The sequence below is a fragment of the Bacillus sp. JJ1773 genome (assembly GCF_036962035.1).
Classification (GTDB): domain Bacteria; phylum Bacillota; class Bacilli; order Bacillales; family Cytobacillaceae; genus Cytobacillus.
Genome location: NZ_JBALNX010000151.1, coordinates 1 through 2,974, shown reverse-complemented (window position 1 = coordinate 2,974; position 2,974 = coordinate 1). Strand labels below are relative to the sequence as shown.

Genomic DNA, 2,974 nt, shown 5'->3' with positions numbered 1-2,974 from the left:
GTATTAATTATATCTATATTATGTATAATTTTTACAGGTATTTCGGCTAAATCAGGAAGAATGTACTAGTCATTCCAAGTCTAATGAGGAATTATGAAGAAAAATAAATAATTTAGACAAGTTCTTCCCCCCTATCAGCATATCTATAATAATGGACAAACATTTAATGGGGGGAGAAAGCAAATGCCATTTTTGATTTTGAAAAAAAGAGCCATCATCATGTTTTTAGTTATCTTTGTAGCAGTAGCCTCTGCATCAATTTGGTTAATTGTTAACAAAGGTGCGATATCTGTATTTAACCAAGAGGCAAATGAGGAAGTTCGAGAAATTCATATGGTGACAGGAGAATTTAAAGCTAAGCTTCCAAATGGGAAAGAGATTGAGTCATACCGTTGGGACCCGGGAACGATTTTTGTGAAAGAAGGAGAAAAAGTAAATCTTATTATTTCAGGCGTGAATGGGGCTGAGCATCCATTTTCTATTGAAGGAACCGATATTAAAGGAATTGTGAAAAAAGGTGAGGATACGGTTGTCCCTCTCCATTTCAAAAAAGAAGGGATATATAGATTAATTTGTCATACCCATCATGGAAAAGAACAAAATGGACCGATGATCGCGTATATTGTGGTGGATTAAAAAAACAGCGTTAGGAATTTTCCTAACGCTGTTTATCCTTTATTTCCACCAATTGTCATGCATGCTTGCTGGCATTCTTCTTTTATGCTCAGACAAGAGATAGCGTCTCTCAATTTTATCAACTGCATCTTGGCTTACTTGTTTACCCTCGAGATAATCATCGAGTTCATCGTATGAGATCCCAAGTTCTGTTTCATCTGCCTGTCCCGGTTTTAGATCAAGAAGGTCTGCTGTTGGCACTTTTAAATAAAGCCTTTCATCGGCACCTAATTCCTTTAGAAGTGCTTTTCCTTGCCGTTTTGTTAGCCCGGTCAGCGGAGTGACATCTGCACCTCCATCGCCAAATTTCGTATAAAAGCCTGTGATGGCCTCTGCAGCATGGTCAGTGCCAATGACTAGCAACCCGCTCTCTCCGCCAAATGCATATTGGGCAATCATTCTCATTCTAGCCTTTACATTACCCTTCTGATAATCACTTAATGGGTTATTTATTACAATTGAGTTATATTCATGTTGAATGTCATCTACGGCTGATTTAATGTTAAATACATATTCCCGATCAGCTTTAATAAATGAAAGTGCCAGCTTTGCATCTTCTTCATCTCCTTGAACGCCATAAGGAAGGCGAACGGCGATAAACAAGGCTTCATGGTCCTCTTTCCGTAACTCTTCTACTGCCAGCTGCGCCAGTTTCCCTGCAAGTGTTGAATCCTGCCCGCCGCTAATGCCAAGAACATAACCCTTCGCTCTTGTTTTTATTAAATATTCTTTTAAAAAAGTAATTCGATTTCTGACTTCTTTCTTTGGATCTATATGTGGATTGACATGCAATTTCTCCATTATTTCCTTTTGAATTGTCATTTTTCTTCCTCCCGCTTAACGATGCTGTCCCATTCCCCTGATATTATTTAAAGCTTGTTCACTTTATCTTTTACTCTTCTAATATGCTCCATTTTATTATCCCAGCATTTCTGACTTAAGTCGACCGGATATTCTGCTGGATTTAATGAACGCCTGTTTTCCTCCCAAAGTAAAGATAGATTTTCTTTAACAAATTGTTGAATATCTGTCAGTTTAGGTATTGTGTACACTAGCTTACCGTTTACAAATATATCCTTATGCAGCTCTTTTGCTTCAAAATTAGAAATATACTTCTTTATATACGTGTGAACAGGATGGAACATTTTCAACCGTTTTTCTTCCTGTGGATTTTCGTCCTCTAAAGTAATATAGTCCCCTTCGGACTTTTGGTTCTCTTTATTAATAATCCGATATACCCTTTTCATTCCCGGTGTTGTCACCTTTTCTGGGTTTCCGCTGATCTTGATCGTATCGACCATTTGACCTGATTCGTTTTCAATAGAGACGAGCTTATAGACAGCACCTAAAGCAGCTTGGTCATAGGCGGTAATTAATTTAGTACCAATACCCCATGAATCTATTTTTGCCCCCTGCCCCTTTAAGTTTAAGATCGTATATTCATCCAGATCATTTGAGGCAACTATTTTGGCATTTGGAAAACCAGCTTCATCAAGCATTTTTCTCGCTTCCTTAGATAAATAGGCCAAGTCTCCACTATCTAGCCTAATTCCTATAAAGTTTATTTGATCTCCGAGCTCCTTTGCGACTTTTATGGCATTTGGCACTCCCGATTTCAATGTATCATACGTATCAACTAGAAAAACGCAATTTTTATGTCTTCTTGCATATTTATGGAAGGCAGTATATTCATCCTGGTAGGCTTGAACAAGTGCATGGGCATGTGTACCTGAAACAGGAATATTAAATTTCTTACCTGCTCTTACGTTAGATGTTGACTGAAATCCTCCTATGAAAGCAGCTCTTGCTCCCCAGATGGCTGCGTCCATTTCATGTGCTCTTCTAGATCCAAACTCCATCGCCGTTTCTTCGCCTAGTACTTCCTTAATCCGAGCAGCCTTTGTCGCAATTAACGTTTGATAATTAATGATGTTCAGAAGAGCCGTTTCGATTAATTGTGCCTGTGCAAGCGGTGCCTCGATTCTCATAAGCGGCTCATTTCCAAATACAAGTTCTCCTTCTGACATTGAACGAATGGAGCCTGTAAATGTAAGTGTTTTTAAATATTCAAGGAAATCCTCCCGATAACCTAATACGTCTCTTAAATATGTTATATCACTTTCAGAAAAATGGAATTGATTAATATATTCTATTACTCTTTCCAGTCCAGCAAAGACTCCATATCCATTATTAAAAGGAAGTTTTCGGAAATATAAATCAAACACAGCCTTTTTATTATGAATTCCGTCTTCCCAATAGGTTTCTGCCATATTTATTTGGTATAAGTCAGTATGCAGAG

General features: G+C 37.9%; 3 protein-coding genes. 1 reads left to right on the top strand and 2 read right to left on the bottom strand.

Going from position 1 to position 2,974, the window contains the following annotated elements:
• The first annotated feature begins 183 nt into the window (after positions 1–183).
• Positions 184–636, top strand: coding sequence for a hypothetical protein (locus tag V7127_RS25660; RefSeq protein ID WP_335348338.1), 453 nt, complete (start codon positions 184–186; stop codon positions 634–636).
• Between the two features lie 39 nt (positions 637–675).
• Here the strand turns inward: V7127_RS25660 and nadE are convergent, their stop codons facing one another.
• A complete protein-coding gene (gene nadE / locus V7127_RS25655) occupies positions 676–1,497 on the bottom strand; it encodes an ammonia-dependent NAD(+) synthetase (protein WP_335491061.1) in 822 nt (273 codons plus the stop codon).
• 47 nt (positions 1,498–1,544) lie between these two features.
• Entirely contained in the window at positions 1,545–2,972 is a 1,428-nt protein-coding gene (locus V7127_RS25650; RefSeq protein ID WP_335491058.1) for a nicotinate phosphoribosyltransferase, read from the bottom strand.
• Positions 2,973–2,974 lie beyond the last annotated feature (2 nt).

Bases quoted from the DNA above. Each gene is read 5' to 3' on its own strand.
- V7127_RS25660 (WP_335348338.1), top strand. From the start codon at position 184: ATGCCATTTTTGATTTTGAAAAAAAGAGCCATCATCATGTTTTTAGTT.
- nadE (WP_335491061.1), bottom strand. From the start codon at position 1,497: ATGACAATTCAAAAGGAAATAATGGAGAAATTGCATGTCAATCCACAT.